The sequence below is a fragment of the Oceanisphaera avium genome (genome assembly GCF_002157875.1).
Lineage (GTDB): Bacteria > Pseudomonadota > Gammaproteobacteria > Enterobacterales > Aeromonadaceae > Oceanimonas > Oceanimonas avium.
In genome coordinates this window covers 2,597,353-2,617,626 of sequence record NZ_CP021376.1, presented here as the reverse complement: position 1 = coordinate 2,617,626, position 20,274 = coordinate 2,597,353, and the positions used below count along the sequence as shown (strand labels likewise).

General features: G+C 47.6%; 18 protein-coding genes. 9 read left to right on the top strand and 9 right to left on the bottom strand.

The features are described from left to right. Nucleotides 1-22: 22 nt before the first annotated feature. Nucleotides 23-967 (top strand): 1-aminocyclopropane-1-carboxylate deaminase/D-cysteine desulfhydrase, encoded by a 945-nt coding sequence (locus CBP12_RS12060; RefSeq protein ID WP_086964751.1) that lies wholly within the window; start codon nt 23-25, stop codon nt 965-967. Here CBP12_RS12060 and CBP12_RS12055 read toward each other — a convergent pair. Further along, nucleotides 926-2,935: an EAL domain-containing protein gene (locus tag CBP12_RS12055; protein ID WP_086964749.1), complete on the bottom strand. Its 2,010-nt coding sequence runs from the start codon at nt 2,933-2,935 to the stop codon at nt 926-928. The two genes, CBP12_RS12060 and CBP12_RS12055, sit on opposite strands and share 42 nt — an antisense overlap. Nucleotides 2,936-3,354: 419 nt before the next feature. Between CBP12_RS12055 and CBP12_RS12050 the strand changes: the two genes are divergently transcribed. The 4 genes from CBP12_RS12050 to CBP12_RS12035 all read left to right on the top strand — a co-directional run bounded on the left by CBP12_RS12050 (nt 3,355) and on the right by CBP12_RS12035 (nt 6,415). After that, entirely contained in the window at nt 3,355-4,569 is a 1,215-nt protein-coding gene (locus tag CBP12_RS12050) for a dicarboxylate/amino acid:cation symporter (protein ID WP_086964747.1), read from the top strand. 106 nt (nt 4,570-4,675) lie between these two features. Next, nucleotides 4,676-5,080, top strand: coding sequence for a nuclear transport factor 2 family protein (locus CBP12_RS12045; protein ID WP_086964745.1), 405 nt, complete (start codon nt 4,676-4,678; stop codon nt 5,078-5,080). Between the two features lie 20 nt (nt 5,081-5,100). Further along, nucleotides 5,101-5,751 (top strand): YiiX/YebB-like N1pC/P60 family cysteine hydrolase, encoded by a 651-nt coding sequence (locus tag CBP12_RS12040; protein WP_086964743.1) that lies wholly within the window; start codon nt 5,101-5,103, stop codon nt 5,749-5,751. A gap of 460 nt (nt 5,752-6,211) precedes the next feature. Further along, nucleotides 6,212-6,415: a hypothetical protein gene (locus tag CBP12_RS12035; RefSeq protein WP_086964741.1), complete on the top strand. Its 204-nt coding sequence runs from the start codon at nt 6,212-6,214 to the stop codon at nt 6,413-6,415. A 159-nt stretch (nt 6,416-6,574) separates the two neighbouring features. Here the strand turns inward: CBP12_RS12035 and ssb are convergent, their stop codons facing one another. Both ssb and CBP12_RS12025 read right to left on the bottom strand, forming a co-directional pair. Next, on the bottom strand, nt 6,575-7,177 hold the full coding sequence (gene ssb / locus CBP12_RS12030) for a single-stranded DNA-binding protein (RefSeq protein ID WP_086964739.1): 603 nt from the start codon (nt 7,175-7,177) through the stop codon (nt 6,575-6,577). A gap of 14 nt (nt 7,178-7,191) precedes the next feature. Continuing rightward, nucleotides 7,192-8,565, bottom strand: a complete 1,374-nt coding sequence (locus CBP12_RS12025) for an MFS transporter (RefSeq protein ID WP_086964737.1) — start codon at nt 8,563-8,565, stop codon at nt 7,192-7,194. A gap of 142 nt (nt 8,566-8,707) precedes the next feature. Here CBP12_RS12025 and uvrA point away from each other — a divergent pair, with 142 nt between their 5' ends. After that, nucleotides 8,708-11,548, top strand: a complete 2,841-nt coding sequence (gene uvrA / locus CBP12_RS12020) for an excinuclease ABC subunit UvrA (protein ID WP_086964735.1) — start codon at nt 8,708-8,710, stop codon at nt 11,546-11,548. Between the two features lie 105 nt (nt 11,549-11,653). On the opposite strand, the gene CBP12_RS12015 is transcribed toward uvrA, so the two are convergent. Then, nucleotides 11,654-12,544 (bottom strand): glutaminyl-peptide cyclotransferase, encoded by an 891-nt coding sequence (locus tag CBP12_RS12015; RefSeq protein ID WP_232455071.1) that lies wholly within the window; start codon nt 12,542-12,544, stop codon nt 11,654-11,656. A gap of 269 nt (nt 12,545-12,813) precedes the next feature. On the opposite strand from CBP12_RS12015, the gene CBP12_RS12010 reads away from it, so the two are divergent. Further along, the gene (locus tag CBP12_RS12010; RefSeq protein WP_086964733.1) at nt 12,814-13,206 is read left to right on the top strand and encodes a PA2779 family protein; all 393 of its coding nucleotides are present in this window, start codon (nt 12,814-12,816) and stop codon (nt 13,204-13,206) included. Next, a complete protein-coding gene (locus tag CBP12_RS12005; protein WP_086964731.1) occupies nt 13,206-14,162 on the top strand; it encodes a PA2778 family cysteine peptidase in 957 nt (318 codons plus the stop codon). The genes CBP12_RS12010 and CBP12_RS12005 overlap by 1 nt, the downstream gene beginning before the upstream one ends. A 74-nt stretch (nt 14,163-14,236) precedes the next feature. Here CBP12_RS12005 and CBP12_RS12000 read toward each other — a convergent pair whose 3' ends face one another. Genes CBP12_RS12000 through CBP12_RS11980 form a run of 5 tightly spaced genes read right to left on the bottom strand, consistent with a single transcriptional unit; the run spans nt 14,237 to nt 19,469 of the window. Next, nucleotides 14,237-15,982 carry a chloride channel protein gene (locus CBP12_RS12000; protein WP_086964729.1) on the bottom strand — a complete coding sequence of 582 codons (1,746 nt, stop codon included), beginning with the start codon at nt 15,980-15,982 and terminating at the stop codon, nt 14,237-14,239. Next, nucleotides 15,961-16,578, bottom strand: coding sequence for an ABC-type transport auxiliary lipoprotein family protein (locus CBP12_RS11995; RefSeq protein WP_086964727.1), 618 nt, complete (start codon nt 16,576-16,578; stop codon nt 15,961-15,963). The genes CBP12_RS12000 and CBP12_RS11995 overlap by 22 nt, the downstream gene beginning before the upstream one ends. Then, complete coding sequence (locus tag CBP12_RS11990; protein ID WP_157420105.1) at nt 16,575-17,513, bottom strand: MlaD family protein; 939 nt, start codon at nt 17,511-17,513, stop codon at nt 16,575-16,577. Before CBP12_RS11990 ends, CBP12_RS11995 begins: the two co-directional genes overlap by 4 nt. A gap of 10 nt (nt 17,514-17,523) precedes the next feature. Beyond that, entirely contained in the window at nt 17,524-18,354 is an 831-nt protein-coding gene (locus CBP12_RS11985; RefSeq protein WP_086964723.1) for an ABC transporter ATP-binding protein, read from the bottom strand. Beyond that, nucleotides 18,348-19,469, bottom strand: a complete 1,122-nt coding sequence (locus CBP12_RS11980; RefSeq protein WP_086964721.1) for an MlaE family ABC transporter permease — start codon at nt 19,467-19,469, stop codon at nt 18,348-18,350. The genes CBP12_RS11985 and CBP12_RS11980 overlap by 7 nt, the downstream gene beginning before the upstream one ends. Nucleotides 19,470-19,597: 128 nt before the next feature. Between CBP12_RS11980 and CBP12_RS11975 the strand changes: the two genes are divergently transcribed. Next, the gene (locus tag CBP12_RS11975; protein ID WP_086965566.1) at nt 19,598-20,173 is read left to right on the top strand and encodes a PhnA domain-containing protein; all 576 of its coding nucleotides are present in this window, start codon (nt 19,598-19,600) and stop codon (nt 20,171-20,173) included. The last annotated feature ends 101 nt before the right edge of the window (nt 20,174-20,274 follow it).

Sequence of the window (20,274 nt, the reverse complement as noted above, 5' to 3'; positions counted from 1 at the left end):
AATCCTTTTCATTTTGACGATTGTGACCGCATTATCCGCTTGGCAGCAGCTTTACTCGAGTGCGCACCCTTCACCATTACAGCGTTTACATCATCCGTTACTGAACCAGCAGCGAGTTAAGTTATGGGTTAAACGGGACGATTTATTGCATGTTCGGATCTCGGGTAATAAATGGCGCAAGCTTAAATACCCCACACGCCACGCCATTGAACAAAAAGCGCAAGGTTTGCTAAGTTTTGGCGGTGCCTATTCCAATCATTTACATGCGCTGGCTGCTATCGGACAAGAATTGGCGCTAGCGACACAAGCCATAGTACGCGGTGAAGCCAGTAGCCAAAACAATCCGACGTTAGTGGACGCAAAAAATTGGGGAATGGCGCTGCGCTTTGTAGATCGCCAACAATACCGCCAGCGTCAAGACCCGCAGTGGCTAGCACAATTAAGTGCTCAATATCCTGGCTACCTGCTACTCCCTGAAGGAGGCAGTTGTGTGGCCGCCTTACCGGGGGTAGCCGAAATTTGGACGGAGTTAGCGATGCAAGTCGCCACTAATAGCGAGGCACCCCGTCACATAGACCAGCTGATCCTCCCCGTTGCCAGTGGCGCTACCTTAGCCGGTTTAATTTCCCAACGGCCCAGTCATACCCAACTGAGTGCTTATGCGGTATTAAAAGGCGCTTCATGGCTAGCCAAAGAGGTAATTACACTTTGCCCCTATGCCGCACAAGATAGCGGTTGGCAATTAAGATTAGCGCACCACTGTGGTGGCTACGCTAAATGCTCAGCGCTGGATAGCGCCGAAATTAGCCAATTAAGCCGTGAGCTAGGTGTGCCCTTGGAGCCCATTTACAGTGGCAAAGCCTTATTAGGCTTATTTCGTGATCTAAAAGCCGGTTATTATCCGCCTTCCAGTCAGTTGGTCTTTTTACACACCGGTGGCCTTCAAGGGGCGCGCAGTAGGGCTTAATAATCCCGTAAAGTTGGCACTAGCATGAGCCGAGGCAGCGCCCCCCTTCTTACCCTCGGCGCCCAATTCCGGATAGGCAAAAAAGTAACCTTGTCCGGCATAAACGCCTAATTGCGATAAACACTGCCACTCGCCTAGCGTTTCCACACCCATAGCGATTACCTTGGTTTTCCCGCCGGCGCTATTACCAATTAAGCTGCTAACGGCCATCTGATTAACGGGTTTCGTATCGATATCACGCACTAAGCTGGGATGTAGTTTTAGATAATCAAGCTCGTAATCTTTAACATATTGCGTACTCACTACATCTTGGCCGGCATGATCGACGGCTAACTGGCAACCTAATTTTTTAAGGGCTCGCAAGGGGATGATTAAGTCATGAAAATGGCGGCTCACTTGGGCTTCAGACAAGTCGATCACTAACTTATTAAGATGAACTTTAGGTATCTGCAGTAATTCAAATAACAGCCACTTGTAAAACTGGCTTTGTAATAAGCTAGTCGCCGATAAATTCACCGCTAGGCTAACGCCTGGTTCGGTTTTCGCTAAGCGTGCCAGTGCTTGAGAAAGAATATTGCGGTCTAGTTCATAGAGTAGACCGCATTTTTCTGCCATAGGGAAAAACTGCCCCGCCGATAGTTCACGGCCTTGCTCATCTTGGATGCGCGCTAACAGCTCATACATAATGGGCGCTTGATGGGGCGCAATATAAATACCTTGCCGATCCAACTGAATTTTTTGTTGCGCTAATACTCGAGTCAGCAAGGTGCGCCAGCGCACCGTGCCTTTCCCCATATTTTCTTCTGTCACGCCTTTATAATAGATAAAATAACCCTCGCCGCCTTGCAACTCAGCACTGCGCAGTGCCAATTCGGCTTCTTCTTGTATTTGTTGAATCGGCTCGGCAAAACTAAAACAGACACCGCCAATAAAGACTGCCGGATCTGTCATTTCTTCTGGCCAGTTAAGGCGGCGTAGTACTTTCATCAGTTGGCGCGCCGCTTCTTGAGCTTCACTTTCCACTGTGTTGGGCAATAAAATAGCGAAGGTGTTACCGGTGTAGCGTGCTTGCAGAGCACCTGGCGTGCCTCGTACAAAATGGCCCATATAGATAGAGGCAGCGGTGAGTAACTCATCACCTCTTTCATAATCAAAGTGATAGTTAATTTTCATTAAATCTTGAATTTCTACTAATAATAAGGCGCCACCATGGCAGGCGGGATCATTGAGAGCGGCTTCTAGTCTATTATCAAAAAAAACTCGATTTCCTATGCCTATTTTTCTATCGAGAAATACATTGGCTCGCATAAAAGAGTCGAAGCGACTGCGCTCTTTGCGGGCATCTTTTAGCGCCAACGCCAGTTTATCTAGCGCTTGGCTAGCTTGGTGCGGCCATTCTAAGCGGTGATCGTGAAAGCTAAGAAAGGGCTTGTCTTGTAAAATAGCCTCACTGCGCAGCGCTAACAGCTCAGCGCCGCGAAACTGGCGCCGAAACCAGCGCAACATGATGAGCGAGCCAACGAGTATCACAATAATTGCACCCGAGATGCCCGCTAAGGAAGCAAAGGAATGATCGATATTATAAAAAGGAGGGCGTAATACTAAGCGAGCGACTAAGTTTTCTTCAGCATTAAGCGCAGCTGTGTATTCCATTGTAAAGACATCGCCTGCCGTGGCAGCAGCATCTAAGCGCGCAGAATGATAAACAGGCACCTTATCTTGCAATAGCGTGAAATCGATGATGCCATTGACTTCTAAGATATTGGGTAGCCAAGCATCTATGATGTCAGGCTGGGCTTTGCTCGCTTGCCAGCCCTCATCGACGAGGCGCAACACCGTATCGACTTGACGCTGCTGATAGAGTGAGCCCATATGGTAGAAGCTAATGCCAGCACCGATCAGCACTATCATGACCACAGTCAATATACATAGGCTAATGGTAGTAATAAATTGATTGGTAAATTTCATATGCATCCTTGCACTACATCCGGCGAGCTGTCGAGGTTACCCGCTCAGATTTTCCAATTGTTATGCCATTATTATCTTAGCCCTAAAGCTAAAACACAATTTATTCAACTTCTGAGTCAGGTTTGAGTTTTGGTTCTACTGTAACGCCACTCAAAAGAAGGCTATCGGCTAGGCGGCACTTTTTATGAGTAAATAAAACTCGCCCTCTTTTTTTCACTGTTATCTTCGCACTATTCATGGCTCAGACTACGGTTTTATCGCTAACGTCTTTTTACCGTCCTTTTTAAGGTAGTATGCCTTTATTAACCTGCTGCTTATTAAGCTAATATCTCTATTCGCATTAACATAGAGGCAGTCAATTTTTTATTCGCTGGCCATCCTCAGCCTGCACTTTGCTTAACAAGGCCCCCTATACGCTTATGAATATCTGGAACAAATATCAAGCCACTTCGCTCGTAATCAAGATGTCTGCGGGCTTCTTATTAGGCATTGTGGTGGCGCTTATTTTTCGAGAGCAAGCCGGTGCGCTTCGCCCTTTAGGGACCATTTTTATCCGTTTATTAAGCTTAATCGCCACCCCTGTTATTTTTTTAACTGTGGTGTTAGCGATTGGCCGTATGAATATCCGCCAAATGGGTAGACTCGGCGCCAAGCTCATTCTCTATTACGCCGTTACTACAGCCATGGCAGTGTGCATTGGCGTATCCTTAGCCTTACTCTTTAACCCAGGGCTACGACTAAGCCTGCCTAATACCCTAGTAGAAAAACCTCACTTACCTCATGCCACAGACATGCTGCTCGACATAGTTCCCGACAATGTGTTTGCAGCCTTTGCGAGTGGTAATTTAATGGCCATTCTGTTTATCGCTATTATTATGGGCATGGCCATGTCTGCCATGAGCTATGCTACCGATAAAAACTTACAAGACCATGGCTTATTTTTAGAGCGCCTTTTTAGCGCCTTTAATGAATTATTCTATAAGATACTAGCAGGCATCTTGCTTTATGCCCCTATTGGCGTGTTTGCAATTAGTGCCGCGACTTTTGGCGCACAGAGCTGGTTAACACTTAAGTCGTTGTTGGTGTTCACGGGAACCTTTTATTTAGGCCTAATTTTTTTATGGCTGCTCGTCTATACCTCCTTTGTAAAACTTGCCGGCTTTGGCGTGATACGGTTTTTCACTGACATCAAAGAAGCCTATGCCACCGCTTTTTTCACCACCAGTAGTCTTGCCAGTTTACCGGTGGCGATTCAGTCGGCTAAAAAAGCCGGCATATCAGAAAAAACTGCCAACTTTGCCCTCCCCCTAGGCGCTATCTTTAACTCCGATGGCGGGGCCCTGCGCATGGGCGTGTCTTTAGTTTTTGCCGCTAATATTGTGGGCTTAGACTTAGCCTGGTTTGACTTTATTGCTATAGTGGTCATTGGCACTTTGCTCTCTATTGGCACGGCAGGAGTGCCTGCAGCAGGGCTAGTGACTTTATCTGCGGTGCTCAGCCTCTTTGGCTTACCTTTAGAGATTGTGGCCTTAATTGCCGGCGTAGATGCCATTCTTAATATGGGGGGCACGGCCTCCAATGTAGCCGGAGATATTATTGGCGCGGCGGTCATTGATGAGAAGCCCGTCTCTTAGCTTTCTTTATTTATCTTGTTACCAGTAACTTGATGAAAAACAGCTTATTTATCTTTTTTATTATTATAATAGGCGCCTTTATCTTCTGTTAAGTTAAGGATTTATCATGCACAAGGTTCGCCAAGGATTATTAATATTACTAGCGGCTTTGTTCGTTATGGCATGCTCTGGCAATGTCAGTCCGGAAAAAGTCGCCGACCAATATATGCATGCTATTTTAAATGACGACATAGATAGTTTAATGAAAACACTGCACTTAGGTGAGGATGTGCCTGAGAAGCAAACCGAGATGGTTCATGGCAAACTGGCCATGGTAGTAGAAGAAAGTAGCGCTCGGGCTAAAGCGCTCGGTGGGGTTAAAAAAATAACCTATTCAGAAACAGAATATAATCAAGATAAAAGCCGCGCTAAGTTAGTCGCGACCGTCATCTATAAAAACGCGGACGCTCCTAACACTATTGAGCGGATTAATCTTATTGATACCGAGCAGGGCTGGAAAGTATCGCTGTAATCTAACTCCCTGAAGACACTATGTATGTATTGCCCATTAAGTTAATAAGGCGCTCTTTAACAGGGGCGCTATTAATCATAGGGCTGGCATTAAGTGTTTATATAGTAGTCAGTTTGGCGACGCCTAAAAAGGAACTGGCATTTGATTTATCGACGCTACCTTCATTGGCGCTCGGCGATTGGATATTTAGAAAAGGCAGTGCCCCCGAGAGCCAAATTATAGAGGCCCTGAGTCAAGGGGAGTTTTCCCATATCGGCGTTATTGTTAGCCTAACTCCACAGCCGTTAGTGATCCATGCAACCACCGATGATAATCCTCACTTACCTAATCAAGTCATTCTCTCTACGCTAGAAGATTTTATTAGCCCGGCCCTCGCCAAGTACTTTGCGATTGCGCGTCTTGAACACACTACAGATTTTCAACAACAGCGGGTTATCACTTGGCTATTAGAACAACAAGGCCAGCCCTTCGTATTAACCACGCGTGAGCGCTCTCCTTTATATTGCACTACCCTGATATTAGAGGCGCTGAACCAAGCGCAAATAACCATAGCTCCACAGTGGCAGCACATTAATGCTCCGCTACTTAAAGGTGAATACTTATTCCCGCGCGCCTTTGCAGAGCTTCCTCATCTTGCTTGGCAATATCACTCTCTTAACCAGCGCAATTAATTCGACACTTAATACGCTTATTCTGCTCATTGTTTTTGTTGTTCATTATCTTGTCATAAATAAGGACTACATTAGGTCCTGTTTTCTCTAGGCTGTGCTTTAAACACTGTAAACCAACAGCAAAAACACATATTGATCACAAAATTGTAAATAAATTGATAAATAACTAATACTTTAGTCACGCTTGGATTATGATAGCTCGGCAACTTGGGAACAGGGTGAAACCCACGTGGTTTCAAGTACTCAAGATCAGGCGTAGCAATAAACGCCATTTTTTAATACCTAGGATGGGTTAAGGATAAACAAGATGTTAACAATTACACTTTTTAAGCTAAATAAAGCGCCGTTTCCACTCGTACTTAATCGCTAAGGCTATCGGTACTAAATTTACTCGCTTTATTTGAATAGCCGTTTTAAATGCTACTCATTTCACTTAATTCTGCACAGCTTGAGAACGTATATGAAACACATAACTCGCACTTTATCAGATGATTTACAGCAACATATTGAGGTGGAATTAGCCTCGTTAGCACCACCGGTACTCGATGGTCGAATGGATGCGCTGTTATGGTGCCAAGACATGATATTTCGCTGTATCAGTCCCGAATGTGCCGCCGCTTATTTAAAGCGCCACCATAATATAGAAGTTACCTTAACCGCTTAAGGTAAAAGGCTCCTAGTAGGAGCCTTTTTTGTAGCTCTTATTATGGCGATGTCCGCTAACTCTTCCCTATAAAATAAGTGTCGCCACTGGCTTTGACCTCATAAAAAAACCCTGCCGTGGCAGGGTTTTAAGCTTCATTAACTCGATAAGCGAGTAGCCTTAGAATGGAATATCATCATCGAAGTCCATCGGTGGCTCATTGTAAGTAGGAGCTGCGGGAGGAGCGGCTGGTTTGCTTTGCGATTGGTGTTGCTGGCCTTGTGATGGCGCCGCTTGCTGATTCCAGTTACCTTGACCTTGTTGGGCCGCTGGCTGTCCACCCCAATTACCTTGACCGCCTTGTGGTTGGCCACCTTGTTGTTGACCGCCCCAGCCACCTTGTTGACCCCCACCTTGGCCACCGCCGCCTTGCGGGCGACCACCTAGCATTTGCATGGTACCGCCGATATCGACCACTATTTCTGTGGTGTATCTGTCTTGGCCATCTTGTCCTTGCCATTTACGCGTTTGTAAGCGGCCTTCAATGTACACTTGTGAGCCTTTACGCAAATATTCACCGACAATTTCTGCTAATTTGCCGAAAAATACTACCCGATGCCACTCGGTTCTTTCTTTCTGCTCGCCAGACTGCTTGTCGCGCCAGGTTTCACTGGTGGCCAAGGTAATATTGGCGACCGCATTGCCGTTAGGCATATAACGTATTTCAGGATCCTGACCCAGATGGCCGATCAGGATAACTTTATTGATGCCTCTATTGGCCATAACTCGCTCCGCACTTACAGATTAATTACAGTTTTTGCTTGGTCTAATTCAAAGCTATTGCCGTCCACCTTAAGATAAGCCGCCCCTTCTTCTGGGATGATCAAGGCTTCAAGCACACCAGGCAAAGCTAATAGCTCGGCAAGGAGTTGCTCGCGACGTTCGATACTTTCTATACTAACACCGATAGGCAAAATATGAGATCTAACCTTGCTCACATTACTCATGCCTTTAGCCACCCAAAACCACAATCCCATGGACGCCGCTACTAGCAAAAACACGCCGACACCGCCTAAGTACTGGAATAAGACGCCCCCTAACACGCCGCCTAAAAAAGCACCAAAAAACTGACTGGTAGAATAAATCCCCATAGCCGTGCCTTTCGCGCCCGCCGGTGCCAGCATAGATAAAAACGCGGGCAGCGAGGCTTCCATAAAGTTAAAGGCAGTGAAGTACAGCAACATAGCCAGCGCTAAGATGCCAATGTGGCCCTTGCCGATTGCCATGAGCACTAGAGCTAGCATCATCACTAAAATAGAAGCTTGAAAGAATTGCTTATTCAAATTGCGTTTGGCGCCAATAATGAGCACCGGCACTATTAACACAAACGACAGCAAGAGAACCGGCAGATAAAGCCACCAGTGTTTTTCGGCCGCTAAGCCTGCATCAAGCAAGGTCAAGGGAAAGGCTACAAACACCGCGGTCAGCGTAAGGTGTAAGAGCAGGATGCCAAAGTCGAGACGCAGCAATTGCTTGTCTTTTAGCAAACGGCCAAATAACTCAGGAGCGGCGGTCACATCGCGGATTTGGCCTTTATGAGCAGGGTCTGGCAACATAAAACGCACCATAATAATACCAATCACCGCCAACAGAGCCGTGGCCCAAAATACCCCAGATAAACCAAAAAATGAGGCCAATACTGGCCCTAGCACCATGGCTACTGCGAAAGATAAACCAATACAAACGCCAATAATGGCCATGGCTTTGGTACGGCTTTCTTCACGGGTAATGTCAGCAGCCAAGGCTAAAATGGCGCCCGCAATGGCACCAGAGCCTTGCAACACTCGGCCAATGGCCACGCCATACACCGACTCCGACATAGCCGCCACCACCGAGCCTACAGCAAATAAACTTAAGCCCGCATAAATAACTGGCTTACGACCAATGCGATCCGACAGCCAACCCGCGGGGATTTGCAACACCGCTTGGGTAAGGCCATATACGCCGATAACGATACCCACCCAAATAGGCGAAAAGCCGATTAAGTCTTTACCGTATAAGGCAAACACCGGCATGATCATAAACAGGCCAAGCATTCGCATGCCAAAAATACCCGCTAGGGTAAAAGAAGCCCGCCGCTCGCGGGGACTAAAACCTTGCTCGTCGCTCATAGTCCTCAGTGCCGTTAAATAAACTCAAAGAGACCTAGTTTAGCACGGGCAGAGTGTCAAGATTAATCCTTATTCACACTTGGCGGGCTATTGATCCAATGCCATACTAGCCGATCGAATTGCTAGCTAGGTAAAGTTGCAGATGAAGAAAATTGAAGTACGTGGCGCTCGCACTCATAACCTGAAAAATATCAGCTTGGACTTACCAAGAGATAAACTGATAGTCATCACTGGCTTATCAGGTTCAGGAAAGTCTTCTCTTGCCTTCGATACTTTATATGCCGAAGGGCAACGGCGCTATGTGGAGTCACTCTCGGCCTATGCGCGCCAGTTTCTTTCCTTAATGGAAAAGCCCGATGTGGATCACATCGAGGGCTTATCGCCAGCCATCTCTATCGAGCAAAAGTCGACTTCCCATAACCCACGCTCTACTGTGGGTACCATCACCGAAATTTACGACTATTTACGACTGTTATTTGCTCGAGTAGGCGAACCGCGCTGCCCCACCCATGCCCTGCCCTTAACAGCGCAAACCATCAGCCAGATGGTCGACAAGGTATTAGAACAACCTGAAGGCGAGAAGCTCATGTTGTTAGCGCCCGTAGTGCGCGATCGCAAAGGGGAACACGTTAAGTTACTAGAAAGCCTAGCGGCACAAGGTTTTATTCGCGCCCGTATTGATGGCGAGGTGTGCGATCTGTCAGATCCGCCCCCTTTAGAGCTCCAGAAGAAGCACACTATCGAAGTGGTAGTGGATCGATTTAAGGTGCGCGACGACTTACAACTACGCCTATCAGAGTCCTTTGAAACCGCGCTTGAATTATCTGGCGGCATCGCCTCCGTGGTAGCCATGGAGCCAGACAGCGCTACCGAGCTGGTCTTTTCTGCCAACTTTGCCTGCCCACAGTGTGGTTATTCTATTGCAGAGCTTGAGCCACGTATTTTTTCTTTTAATAACCCAGCAGGCGCTTGCAGTACCTGTGATGGCTTAGGCGTTCAACAAATTGTCGATCCCGATAAAGTGATCAGTAACCCTGAACTTAGCTTATCGGGTGGTGCCATTAGAGGCTGGGATAAGCGCAGCTATTACTATTACCAATTATTAAAATCCTTAGCAGATCATTACCAGTTCGACTTAGAAGTGCCCTACCAAGAGCTATCGCAAGAGGTCCAGCAAGCCGTCCTTTATGGCTCTGGGCGCACCAGCATCGACTTTAAATATATGAATGATCGAGGCGATGTATTAGTGCGTAAACACCCCTTTGAGGGCATCTTGCATAATATGGAGCGGCGTTATCGCGAAACCGAGTCTAACTCGGTACGCGAAGAGTTGGGTAAATACCAAAGCAATCGCCCTTGTCCTAGCTGCCATGGTGCGCGCTTAAAAGAAGGCCCGCGTAACGTATTTGTTGCCAACCATACCTTGCCGCAAGTAGCAGATATGGCCATTGGCGAGGCTCACGACTTTTTTAATAATATGGAGCTGAGCGGCCAAAAAGCACACATCGCCGATAAAATTTTTAAAGAGATTGGCGCGCGCCTAGGCTTTTTAGTCAATGTAGGCCTTAACTATCTTACACTATCGCGCAGTGCCGATACTTTATCGGGTGGGGAAGCACAGCGTATCCGTTTGGCGAGCCAAATAGGCGCCGGCTTAGTAGGTGTTATGTATGTTTTGGACGAACCCAGTATTGGCTTACACCAGCGCGATAATGAACGCTTACTCACCACCCTTGTCCACCTGCGCGACTTAGGTAATACGGTGATTGTGGTCGAGCATGATGAAGATGCTATTTTAGCTGCAGACTATGTCATGGATATTGGCCCCGGCGCCGGCGTCCATGGCGGTTATATAGTGGCACAAGGCACGCCCGCCGAAGTGATGGCTAACCCTGAGTCTTTAACAGGCGCTTATTTATCGGGTAGAAAAAGCATTGCCATTCCACAGCAGCGCACACCTGTGGGTGACCACTGGCTAACCTTAACTGGCGCTTCAGGCAATAACTTAAAAAATGTCGACTTAACCTTGCCTCTTGGCTTAATGACCTGTGTGACGGGTGTGTCGGGCTCAGGCAAGTCCACATTAATTAACAATACTTTATTCCCTATCGCTCACCGCGAGTTGAATAAAGCCACCATTAGCCAGCCCGCGCCCTATCGCACCATAGAGGGCATGGATAAGTTAGATAAAGTAGTGGATATAGATCAAAGCCCTATCGGTCGTACCCCACGCTCTAATCCTGCCACTTACACCGGAATTTTTACTCCCATTCGCGAGTTATTTGCGGCCACCCAAGAAGCGCGTTCTCGAGGCTATAAGCCGGGGCGTTTTTCTTTTAACGTTAAAGGTGGGCGCTGTGAAGCCTGCCAAGGGGATGGGTTAATTAAGGTAGAAATGCACTTTTTGCCGGACGTGTATGTGCCCTGTGATGTCTGTAAAAGCAAACGCTATAACCGAGAAACATTAGAGATCAAATATAAAGGTCTGAGTATTCATGAAGTCTTGAGTATGACGGTAGAAGAAGCGTGCGAGTTTTTTGCACCCGTGCCCGCTATTCACCGTAAACTGCAAACATTAATGGATGTGGGCTTATCTTATATTCGCTTAGGCCAATCTGCTATTACGCTCTCGGGTGGGGAAGCGCAACGCGTTAAGTTAGCAAAAGAGTTATCAAAACGAGATACCGGCCAGACGTTATATATCTTGGATGAACCTACTACTGGCCTGCACTTTCAAGATATTCAGCTGTTACTCAGCGTCTTGCACCGCTTACGCGATCATGGCAATACGGTAGTGATTATTGAGCATAATCTCGATGTCATTAAAACCGCAGACTGGATTGTAGATATGGGGCCCGAAGGCGGCAGCGGCGGCGGCGAAATTTTAGTGACGGGCACGCCAGAAGACATTGCCCAGCATGCCACTTCACACACCGCTCGTTTCTTACGGCCGATGTTAGAGAAAGCAGCGCCCCGTACCTAGCAAGAAACAAACCCCGAGCCGGCAAGCTCGGGGTTTATTTATGTCATCGCGCTTTTCTTTTGCTCTTATCTCTATTTTTCCGCGGATTGCGCGACAGAAAATCTACTAATTATCTAGCTCAGCGCTCGCTTGCCATTGTACCTTAAATATTTTTGGCCATAACTTGCCGGTAATATAAAAGACTTGCTCAGTCGCATCATACGCAATGCCATTGAGCACAGCTTCGGGATCAGAAGAGCGCTCACTAGCCGCAATTAGCGTACTGGCATCTATAATGGCTTCTACTTCGCCGCTGTGACTATTAATACGTACAATGCGCTGGTCGTGCCAAATATTGGCATAAATATCACCCTCCACACAGGCTAGTTCATTTAATTGCGCTAATGGCTCACCCTTAAGCGTAATGCTCAGTGTGTCTTTAAGAGAAAAAGACTGCCTATCTCGCCTTTGAAGCTGGTCGGAGCCATCACTCATCCATAACTGCTCACCGTCATAACACAAGCCCCAGCCTTCTCCTTGATAAGAAACTACCCGCTGTAAATTAAAATTCGACTTATCGTAAACTAACGCTTTACCCTCTTGCCAGGTTAGCTGAATTAACTGTTCGCCCACCTGTGCTAACCCTTCGCCAAAGTAATTTCGTGCCAGCGGACGGTGCAGCAGCACCTTGCCCGTCTTAGCATCCATTTTTCTTAGACTGCTTTGGCCATATAAGCCGGTACTTTCATAAAGATAGCCTTCGTCAAAGAGTAACCCCTGAGTAAAGGCCTTATTATCATGCGCTAAGACCGCTAGCACTTTTATATCTAGGTGTTGCAGCTGGGCATTAGCTAACACGGGAAGTGTTAAGCTCATTAAGAGCGTTATGTGTACCAATAACATACGCAGATGCACGGTAAGAGCAGAAAAATGAGCACTAAGCAAAGGCGATAATCCATAAGTAATAGCAGTGATAAATAAGGGGTAGCCTATTAATGATGTCGATTGTTGTCGCAACTCACAATAATCCCGCAAGCTGCTTCATATGAGGCTAAACTATTGATGATTAAGGCTTAGCTTAACCTTATTATGCTAATTCTTAAGGAGCTTAGAAACAAAAAAACTTGCTATCTCTCTCATTTAAATAGAGATTTACTATGATGACGCCATTAAACAATAACTCGCTTTAGTCAGTAAGCCATAAAAAGCTAATAAATAGTCATCGAATATAGCTAACCGCACTTCGCTGTGGCTGGCCTGCCAATTTATATTCAGGAGCACAAAAAATGAAGAAGCTAATGAAAGTACTTAACCCATTACTGATCCTCTCTTTGCTAATGGGCACTATGCCCGTGATGGTGCAGGCGCAGCCGAGCCAATTGGTGTCTACCCAAAGTGCACTGGATGCAATTCAAGTTAGCAATGAGCGTGCTCGCATTAACGACTTACTTGCTCGTACAGAAGTGCGTGAGCAGTTAGTTAACTACGGCGTAGAAATGAACGAAGTAGAAGCTCGTGTGGCCGCCATGACTGACCAAGAAGTGCTGCAAATGGCCGATCAGCTCGATAATATGCCCGCCGGTGCCAACGCCGTGATCGGTGCCTTGTTAACGGTATTTATCGTGTTATTAATTACCGACTTGCTGGGATTAACTAACGTCTTCCCCTTCACTCGCTAATGACATTTTTTAGCCCTTTAAAAAACGTCCGCTTAGCGGGCGTTTTTTTATTATTAGCCAGTAGCGCGCTGTTGTTACTGAGTGGCTGTGCAGCGCCACCTAAACTATCAGCCGCGGCTAAAGCACGGCTACCCAACCAATCTTTTGTCACCGGCGTGCCTTTTTATAGCCAGCAAGATTATCAATGCGGGCCGGCATCACTGGCGATGGCGTTGGGTGCAAGCGGTCAATCCGTAAGTGTGGACACCTTGATCCCACAGGTATTTTTACCTGGGCGAGAAGGCAGCGTACAGCCCGAAATGCTGGCCGCTGTGCGCCGTCATCAGCGCATTAGCTTTACCTTAGATGGCAGCTTTGATGCGTTACTTACTGAAGTTGAGGCAGGTAATCCGGTGGTGGTATTGCAAAATTTAGGCTTGTCGTTTGCCCCACTTTGGCATTACGCCGTGGTGATTGGCTTTGATCAAGCGCGCCAGCAACTGCTATTGCACAGTGGTGAACACTCTCGCCAAGTGACCAGCATGAGTCGCTTTAATGCCACATGGGCGCGCAGTCAGCACTGGGCCATGGTCGCACTCGCACCGGGGGAGTTTCCCGCAAGTGTTACCCCTAGTCACGCTGCAGACGCAGTAAGTGCCTATGAGCAAGCCGCCGGCAGTCAGGCGGCCCTTCCTGCTTGGCAAGCCTTTACACAGCAGTGGCCAGACAACGCACTCGGTTGGTTTGCCTTAGGTAATGCTCTGCACGCCGAGCAAGATTATGACGCTGCAGCTAATGCGTTTAATCAAGCCACTTTGGTAGATGCAAGTTTAGCCCCTGCTTGGTTAAACTTAGGTCTCACTCAACAAGGCCTAGGTCAGATGGCTAACGCGCAAAAAAGCCTACGCCACGCGGCAGCTTTACCAGGAAAATGGCAAACTCAGGCTCAACAGGCACTGGCTAATATAGAACTCTAAGCTATGACTCACAGTCATCATAATAAAAAAGACACGAGCCCGCTCGTGTCTTTTTTTATGAGCAGCGCACACGGTTAATGAATACGTTCATCTGAGGTCAGTCGGCGCACTAACCGCCGGCGTGTCACTAAGCCCACCCCTTGATAACCCACAGGTAATAAGAAACCGGCACAATCTTCTTGTTGCAGGTTTTTTAATGCCGTTAGTAAAGAAGCATCTGCACTTAGCTCTTTTAAGCGGCGGTTGGCGGTTAATAGGCTGGTTAGCCAATGTAAGTTCGCGTCTTTAACAGGCGTGACTTGTTGTAACTCATAAGCCTGCTCTAGCACCGTTCTTTTTAGCAAATAACGATGGCTAAGATAATCCACCACTACCCAAGGTTGGGGTTGGCTCAGTACCTTAGCAATCTCATTAGGCTGGGCGGCATCTAATGTAGAAAAGCGCAAGCTCGCTAATTCAGTTAAGTAACGCTGCGCCAGCGCAGTGCGTAGCGGATCCGAGTGCATTAACCGCCCTTGGGTTTTTAATAACGTGAGGATCAAAGAAGGTTGGCGAAAGCCATGTTGGCACACTAAATTTGCCGTTAGCACCACCGTCATTGCCGGAAACATGGCCTGCGCACTTAAGGATAATTCCAATACAGTGGCGATGGCGGCTAAAGGGGCATGCAATACGGCGGCCATCATGGCGGCCATGCCGAGTAATGCATATAAGCCAGGCTCTGATCCACCTGGTACCAAAGTGCCTGCTAAGCCGCCCGCACACACCCCCACCATTAACATGGGCGCTATCTGTCCCCCTGGTACCCCAAGGCCAATAGCGGCGGCGGTAGCAAATAATTTTGCTAATAAAATCATCGCTAATAACAGCCAAGGGAGCTGATCACTTAAGGCCAAGTTAATGGTGTCGTAACCAGAGCCAAGAATTTCTGGCACCCACAGAGCAAGCACACCGGTAATAACACCTGCTAATAACAACTTGTATGAGCGCCTTTTTAGCGGAAAGCGCAAAAACAACCGCACCATATATAAAAAAATGACAGCCACAAGCCCAAGCCATAGCCCGGTAAGTAGCAAGCTGGGAATATCGCCATAGTCCGCTAACGATAGGCGAGTAGGAGTGAGCACCGTATGCTCGCCTAGTAAAATACGACTAAACGCAGAGGCGGACACCGCCGAAGCAACGATGGGGGCAAAGCCAAGAATGCTGTATTCCATCAGCACCACTTCCATGGCAAATAACACCCCAGCTAATGGCGTGTTAAAAGCCGCAGAAATTGCTGCCGCCGTGCCACACCCTACTAGCAACCTCAATTGACTGGGCGGTCTATGAGTACGTTGCCCTAGCCAACTGCCCACCCCCGCCCCCATTTGCACAGCCGGCCCTTCACGGCCGACGCTGTGCCCAGAGCCTAGAGCAATTAAGGCCGCCACAAACTGAAAAGCGGTGTTTGCCAGTGGCAAGCGCCCGCGACCAAATTGCAATCGCTCCACCACATAGGCAAGGCCTACGGTTTGTGCAGAAGCGGGAGTAAAGCGGTATAACAAAATAAGTAGCAAACTGCCCAAAATAGGTAGGCCTAAGCGCCAGCCCCACGCTAAAGACTCAAAGTCTTCTAACGAGCTGCCATTTAACCACCCTAAAATCATGCTCAGTAAACTGATAAAGCACGCCATGACTAAGCCGGCAAACACTCCAATCACACACCCTAGCAACACCAAAGGTAATAAGCTGTGAGAAGGCGGGGTAAAGACTCTTTTTAAGGTTTGCTTGGCATGGCTTATCAATGCACTTTCTCCTACGGGCTGGCGAGTGCCCATTGCAATAATTGTTGGCTAAGACGAGCTTGAGCAATACCAAAAGCGTCCACTACCGCCGAGAGCTCCTTACTAGCGGTAGGCTCTGTCACTCTAAAACGCTGACTAGCCAATAAGCGCCGCTGTTGCGGCGCCACCCACTGCGCATCAAATTCAATAACGACACTCAACTGGCCATTAATATATTCACTATGAAATGCATTTAAGCGGCCGCCAAGCTCACGGTCTGCCGCTAGCGCTTGGCTATCATTGATTACAAATTGAAAACGCCCACTTTGCAACCACACATCAAGTAGAGAATCACGAAATAAAATCGGCAAGCGTGTCGCCCACCGGGCTCCATGATATGCACTCAGCTCATTACCACTGGGGATCACTAACATACGATTACTGTTCAATAAGCCACTGCTATCGGGCAATTTAATACGCACCGTTTGAGCAATCCCTAAGGAGGCAGGCGCCGGAGTCAAAGTGGAAGAGGGTAAACGGTAATAGGCAACAGGCTCGGCCTTAGGCAAGACACTGCAAGCAGCCAGCCCAGCAATTGCTAAGCAGAGTATTGAACAAGTCCGAGCGAAGCTGTTTGTTAATAGGCTCATGGCTTAACTTCCTTAATGCGCTCTGCGCCAAATAAAAAATCGCTAGGATCTTGCTCTAACTGAATAGAGAGGTCGTTAATGGTTTTTAACGTCGCTTTTAGCTGTAAGAGTGTGGGTTCTATTTCCCCTAAGCTGTGTAAGCCTGAAGCGATGGCCGGTTGATTAGTCTCTAATGAAGACGCTAGTTGCTCACTACTGCGCGCCAATGCCGCTAAGCTTGCATCTGCATGGCGCCACATGCGCTCGCCCTTATTATTAAATTGCTGCTCCAACTGTGCCGATAGCCGCGCCGCATGCTCCATCGTTATTTTCATTTTTTCACTGGCCGCGACTAAGTCGGCAATACCTTGCCCTAAGTGGTGTTTATGCTCACTGAGGATGCCCGTCGTCTCTGCTAAATTGATTAACACTTGTTGAAAGTGCGCACTGTTTTCTTTAGAAAATAAGGTGTTGGCATTGTCGATTAAATCTTTAAAGCCGCTTAGCAACTCTTCACTGTTTAAGCGCAACTTTGCAAAGGAAGAAGGCTTAGCGACGATCACCGGAATTTGCCCTTCATCAACGATTAATAAAGCGCTATCTGGGGAACCTTGACTAAGCTGGATATTACTCGCCCCGGTAATATTAGCGAGGGTAAGCTGCGCTTGAGTATCCACTTTAATGGGCGTGCCTCGTGCGATACGCACTCGAGACCATACTTGACTGGGGTCGTTAGCGTCTAACCACAAACGCTCTACTTCACCAACACGAATACCACTGTATTCCACGGCACTGCCTACATTTAAACCGCTGACCGCCTCACGAAACACAATATCATATAAATTTGAGTCTCTTTGGTTACCTGATTTTACTAACCACAAGCTGAATAATAAAATACCGACCGCAACCGCAAGGGTGAAAAAGCCAATCAGTACATGATGCGCGCGCGTTTCCATTATTCTATCCTCAACTAGTATGAGCTTGTGCCGCCAAACTTGCAGTTTGCTGGGCGGCGCGCCCGCGAGGTCCATGAAAGTAATCTTGGATCCAAGCATCATCAAAATCAGCCACTTGCGGCAGCTTATCAACCACTAAAACTCTTTTTTGCGATAATACAGCGACTCGATCACAGCAGGCATATAAGGTATCTAAGTCGTGGGTAACTAAAAACACCGTTAAATTTAGCGCATCTCGCAAGGTCAATAATAACCTATCAAAAGCGGCAGCTGAGATAGGATCTAAACCGGCAGTGGGTTCATCTAAAAATAAAATATCGGGGTCTAGGGCTAGCGCACGTGCCAAAGCTGCCCTCTTGATCATGCCGCCCGATAATTCAGATGGATATTTATTTGCCGCTGAGCTCGGTAAACCAACCAGCGCCAATTTTAGCTTGGCCAAATACTGAGCTTGGCCGCGCGCTAAGCCGGCTTGTTCAATTAAAGCCAGCGCCACATTCTCGGTTAGGGTCAGCGAAGAATAAAGCGCGCCCTTTTGAAATAACACACCCATGCGCGCCTGTAGCGGCTCACGCTCACGGTCTGATAAGGTTAAAAAATCTTGGCCAAAAACTTCAACTTGCCCCTCGTTGGGTTGCAATAAGCCCACAATAGAGCGCAGTAGAACCGACTTACCCGTGCCTGAGCCCCCTACCACCCCCATGATTTCACCTTGGTAAATATCGAGGTCTAGGTTTTCATGGACACTGTGGCTACCAAAACGATTGGCTAAGTGGCGCACTTTAATCATCACCTTAGGTAATTCGTGCGCTTGCTTATTATCGGCGGGGGTGACTACCATGCCATCTCCATTAAGAATAAGGCGGCAACCGCATCCAATAAGATCACCACAAAAATTGACTGCACCACACTGGAGGTCGTGTGCTCTCCCACAGACTGCGCACTACCAGACACCTTAAATCCTTCCAAACAGCCAATCAATGCAATTAAAAACGCAAATATAGGTGCTTTACCTAACCCCACCCAAACATGTTGCACCGGCACTTGCTGCAAAATAGTAAGATACTGGGCAATGGAAATATCCAGCGCTAACAAACAAACTAAGGCGCCCCCTATCAACCCTGAAATCATGCCAATAAAAGTGAGCAAGGGAAGTGCGAGCACCAGCGCTAAGATACGGGGCAACACTAACAGCTCCATCGGATCTAACCCTTGGGTACGCAGCGCATCTAACTCTTCATTCACTTTCATTGCGCCCAGTTGGGCAGTAAAGGCACTGGCGGTGCGCCCTGCTAATAAGATCGCACTGAGCAAGACACCAAACTCACGTAAAAAGGAATAAGCGACTAACTCCACCGTATAAATAGTGGCACCAAAGTTTTCAAGGACAGTCGCCCCTAAAAAAGCCACTACCGCACCCACTAAAAACGTTAGCAAGGCCACTATCGGCACCGCATTTAAGCCACATTGTTGAATTTGCACCACCAAAGCGGTGAGTCGCCACTGTGAGGGGCGCAATACATTACGCCCTAAGCTTGCGAGAGTCAGTCCCATAAAGCCCAGCAAGAGCACAAATTGTTGCCATCCTGTCATTACATGCTGGCCTAAGCGCGCGATAGCATCCAGCCAATGACCACGGGTAGCCGCGGCGGGAGCTTCTTGTACCATAGCGTCCAGTACCACTCCTAATAAAGCTTGGCGCTCAGCAGATAAGCCCCTCGCCTTCGGCAATAGCTGGCGACAGACTTGTGCACCTAGGGTTTCAATCAGCAAAGCCGCACCTGCCGTATCAAGGCCGTGCAGTGCACTCGCATCCAGTGCAGTGGGCGCAACTTCGGTAAGAGGGGCTAGTTGGCTCAGCTCATTGAAATGGCGCAACGTCCAGTGGCCTATTAACTGAACTTGGCCATTTTCAATATGTAATTGCGGCGGGCTGCTTGAAGATTGCATTGGCATCAGCTTAACCTTTACTCAGCGTCTGATAATAATCAAACATTGTCGGGCACTTGCGTCATAACCACAACAAGCAGGTGGTTTTATGCTAGGATCGGCTCACTTTTAGTCATGAGATGAGAAGCTTAATCATGCCCATAGAACAACAATTATTAACTCGTAGCGAGCATAGCTGCGAATTATGTAAAGCAAGCACCCATCTTGATGTGCAGGCAGTGGCGCCTTATACATCGGATAGCGCTGAGCACTGCGCTTTATTATGTGAGACTTGTCAGCAACAATTAGACGCGCCCACCGATGCCAATCACTGGCGTTGCTTAAACGAGAGCATGTGGAGCCAAGAGCCTGCGGTACAAGTATTAGCATGGCGTACTTTAAATAAACTTGCGGCGAGCGAAAGCTGGGCACAAGACTTACTAGACATGCTTTATTTAGAGCCTGCAGTACAAGAGTGGGCTGAAATTGGCCAAGTTGAAGATAACGAAGACGAGGGTGAAGTGCTGCTCGATAGTAATGGCAGCCGCTTAGCCGCGGGCGACACCGTCACTATCATTAAAGACTTAGATGTAAAAGGCGCCGGTTTTATTGCTAAGCGTGGCACTACCGTTAAAAATATTAGCCTCAACGCGAGTCTTCCTGGCCACATTGGCGGGCGAGTTAATGGCGTACAAATTCAATTAGCAGTGCAGTTTTTAAAGAAAGTTTAAGAATAAAAGAAAAGGTGAAGAGGACGAACTAAGCTCAAGGCTATTCATAATGATGTGAGTGGTTCCTCTTCACCTTTCGTGCCTATACTCCACATTCGTTA